Source organism: Variovorax sp. GW531-E2 (assembly GCF_059423125.1).
Genome location: NZ_JBWKXQ010000123.1, coordinates 1 through 3,047, shown reverse-complemented (window position 1 = coordinate 3,047; position 3,047 = coordinate 1). Strand labels below are relative to the sequence as shown.

The 3,047-nt window shown below is 64.9% G+C and carries 5 protein-coding genes; 2 read left to right on the top strand and 3 right to left on the bottom strand.

The features are described 5' to 3' along the window. On the top strand, positions 1 to 794 hold a 794-nt coding region (locus tag AC07XP_RS32135; RefSeq protein ID WP_495266944.1), incomplete at its 5' end, for an alpha/beta hydrolase. A gap of 52 nt (positions 795 to 846) precedes the next feature. On the opposite strand, the gene AC07XP_RS32130 is transcribed toward AC07XP_RS32135, so the two are convergent. Continuing rightward, positions 847 to 1,050 (bottom strand): heavy-metal-associated domain-containing protein, encoded by a 204-nt coding sequence (locus AC07XP_RS32130; RefSeq protein ID WP_095745482.1) that lies wholly within the window; start codon positions 1,048 to 1,050, stop codon positions 847 to 849. A 170-nt stretch (positions 1,051 to 1,220) separates the two neighbouring features. Between AC07XP_RS32130 and AC07XP_RS32125 the strand changes: the two genes are divergently transcribed. Continuing rightward, on the top strand, positions 1,221 to 1,670 hold the full coding sequence (locus AC07XP_RS32125) for a MerR family DNA-binding protein (protein WP_070060862.1): 450 nt from the start codon (positions 1,221 to 1,223) through the stop codon (positions 1,668 to 1,670). Between the two features lie 9 nt (positions 1,671 to 1,679). Here the strand turns inward: AC07XP_RS32125 and AC07XP_RS32120 are convergent, their stop codons facing one another. Both AC07XP_RS32120 and AC07XP_RS32115 read right to left on the bottom strand, forming a co-directional pair. Next, positions 1,680 to 2,126, bottom strand: a complete 447-nt coding sequence (locus tag AC07XP_RS32120) for an SRPBCC family protein (RefSeq protein ID WP_307588679.1) — start codon at positions 2,124 to 2,126, stop codon at positions 1,680 to 1,682. A gap of 116 nt (positions 2,127 to 2,242) precedes the next feature. Next, a partial coding sequence (locus AC07XP_RS32115; RefSeq protein WP_495266943.1) for an alpha/beta hydrolase occupies positions 2,243 to 3,047 on the bottom strand: 805 nt, incomplete at its 5' end.

The following is a 3,047-nucleotide window of genomic DNA, read 5'->3' as shown; positions in this document are numbered from 1 at the left end:
GTGGTGGGGGCGGCGGTGGCCTGCCGATCCTCCCGCCGACCGCAGGGCCCGTGCCCCAGCAGCCGGCACCAGCGCCGACACCGACGCCCACCAACCGCGTGGTGTCCGAATCCATCCAGTCGGGGTTCACCGGCGCGCCTTACCCTCTTTCCGTCTACCTGCCCGCCGGGTACGACCAGGGCTCCGATGCCTACCCCGTCATCTATGCCCTCGACGGCGATGCCACCAACGGCTTGCCGCAGACACGGTTCGCGAATCTCATGGATGTCCTGGTGAAGCGCGGAACGAAAGTCATCCTCGTCGGCATCGGGAACACCGGGCGACGCCAGGAGGACTACAACTTTCCCGGGGCCTTCAAGTACCACGACTTCCTCGCGAAGGAGTTGATTCCCTTCATCGATTCGAAGTACCGGACCAATCCCAAGAACCGGATGCTCACGGGCCTGTCGACCAGTGGCAACCTGGCAGCCACGGCGCTCTTTCTCGAAGCGCCGGACAACCTGGTGTTTTCTTCCTTTGTGTCGATCGAGGGCGCTTTCTGGCAGCAGGAGGCCCAGAACAACGATCTCGAAAAGAAGATGTTCGACGCGTTGGCGGGCAGGCCGCTGCCAGTCACGTTGATACTGGCGAGTTGCTCAAGCGGCTGCAACCAGCCGCACGTGACGCAGCTGTATCAACGAATGGCCGCGCGAGGCTACGTGGGGCTGCAGCTGCTCAACCCGCAATTCAACACCACGCACGTCGGTGCGGATGTGCCTGCGTTTGAAGACGCGGTGGTGCGAATCTACAAGTAGGCACTGCGGCCGTCGCTGTGAACCCGACGCCCAGGGTTCGCGTGCGGCGTGCTCATGCCGACAGCGGTTTGGGCGGGTAGCCGGCCTCTGTGAGCACGGCCACCACGGAAGGGCTGTCCTCCGTGGTGTCGATGCGCACCGTTCTGCTCTTCAAGTCCACCTCGATCCTGGCCTGCGGGTCCAGGTCCTTGACGGCCCGGGTGATGCGGCCGGCGCAGCTGCCGCAGGTCATCGACTGGATTTCAAACGCTTGCATGGGGTGAGTCCTTTCAAAAGAGTGACTCGCAGTGTCAAGCTTGGCATCGTGTGAAGGTCAAGCGCGGCGAAGGCCTGACCCCTGGCGTGCCAAGGTCATGCGCTGCTCGCGTTTGACTCTCTCATGGTGTGAAGGTTGAGACTTCGCGCTTTGGCTCGAAGGAGAACCCCATGGAACATCCCACGGCGCCGGCTGCTGCTGCCGCGCGCTTGTCCCTTGCCGATGTCGTTGCGCGCTCCGGTGCGTCCGCGCGGCTGCTGAGTGACTGCGAATCGCTCGGGCTGCTCGACGACACGGCGCACGGCGGCCTCTACGACGAACGCGCCGTGTCGACGCTGCGCTTCGTGCGGCGCGCACACACGTTGGGTTTCGACACACAGGAAGTCATCGAGCTGCACGCCTTGTGGCAAGACGGGCGCCGCGCAAGCTTCGACGTGAAGCGCGTTGCACTCGAACGTGCCGAGGACCTGGCCCAGCGCATCGAGGAACTCGCGCACATGAAGCGCCTGCTGGAGCGCCTTGCTCATTGCTGCGAAGGTGACGAGCGCCCGGAGTGCCCCATCCTCGATGAGCTGGCCGGGCTCAAGGGATTCGCCGGCTGTGAAGCGCGGCGTGCCTGAAGCCGATCCTCAACCTGGAATGTTCGGCTCGACCAGCTGGGCCAGAGCGACCAGCGATTCCTGCCAGCCCAGGTAGCACATCTCGACGGGAATCACGTCGGGGATGCCTTCCTGCACGACGGACATGTCCGTGCCGCAGGACACGGCGGTCAGGACCACCGTGGTCTTCATCGTGCCCGGCAGGTGGGGATCGTCGAAGCTCGCGTCGTAGGCAATGCGCTGGCCGGGCACGAGTTCCAGGTATTTGCCGCCGAACGAATGGCCGTGGCCGGTGCCGAAGTTGGTGAAGGACATGCGCCACGCGCCGCCCACCACCGGCTCCATGGTGTGGACCTTGCCGGTGAAGCCGAAGGGCGGCAGCCAGCGCTCGAAGGCGCCGGGTTCCACGAAGGCACGGTAGAGCTTGTCGGGGGTGGTGCGCAGCACGCGGTGCAGGCGAACGGTGTTGGTGGCCATGGTTGCTTTCTCCTGATGAAGTACAGAGGACGACCCTCTGTGATGACGTCGGATGAGCCCGCTGCGATTCGACACGCTCACGGGCTAGGAAAAACCCTGGGTCGACACCCCGCGCCTTAATCGATGAACCGCGCCACGATGTCCTCGAACGACGGCAAGTCCATCGGCGTGTGCCCTCCGGGGTAGCCCTTCACGCTCAACTGCAGGCCCTTGTAGTTGTGCGCTGCGATCTTGTCGTGCATGGCGGTGATCTCCGGGCCGCCTGTGTTGGCAGCGGCGAAGCCCAACAGCAAGGTCACAGGAATCTCCCGCGTGCTGCTGTTGGCGTACATCTGGCTTTCGAGCGGCTCGAGTTGCGCGCTTGCGCCTTTGACGGGTGGATCGGAGGGGAAGAAGTACTGGAAGGTGAACTTGCCGGCCGCGCCTTCCGTGAAGAAGGCGATGAGCGTGAAGACGCCGCCGTTCGACAGGCCCGAGAGCATGCGCTTGGCCGGGTTGGCGCGGTAGTTCGATTCGACATACGGCACCAGCTGGTCGGTCAGAAAGTCGTGGTACGGCTTGGCGCCGGGCATCAGGTAGTCGGTGTTACGGCGCGCCGTGCCGCCGATGCCGACGACGATGGCCTTCTTGCCGGCCTTCTCGAGGATGTCCGTGAAGTTCTGGAAGCGCGTCACGCTCTGGTTGAAGACCGCATCGCCATCGGTGATGTAGATCGCGGGGTACGTCGTCGTTGCACCGTCGTAACCCGACGGCAGGTAGATGTGCAGGGGATAGGTCGCACCCGTGGCCTCGGACTTCACCGAGGCCTGGACCACCCGGCCGCGTCCGGTGTCCGCGGGCGGTGGTGTCGGCGTGCCGCCGACCGGTGGCAGCGGCAGCATGGCTACGCCGCCTCCGCCGCCTCCGCCGCCTCCACCACCC

Coding starts and splice junctions, on each gene's coding strand:
- AC07XP_RS32130 (WP_095745482.1), bottom strand. CDS start 1,050: ATGCAAGCGTTTGAAATCCAGTCGATGACCTGCGGCAGCTGCGCCGGC.
- AC07XP_RS32125 (WP_070060862.1), top strand. CDS start 1,221: ATGGAACATCCCACGGCGCCGGCTGCTGCTGCCGCGCGCTTGTCCCTT.
- AC07XP_RS32120 (WP_307588679.1), bottom strand. CDS start 2,126: ATGGCCACCAACACCGTTCGCCTGCACCGCGTGCTGCGCACCACCCCC.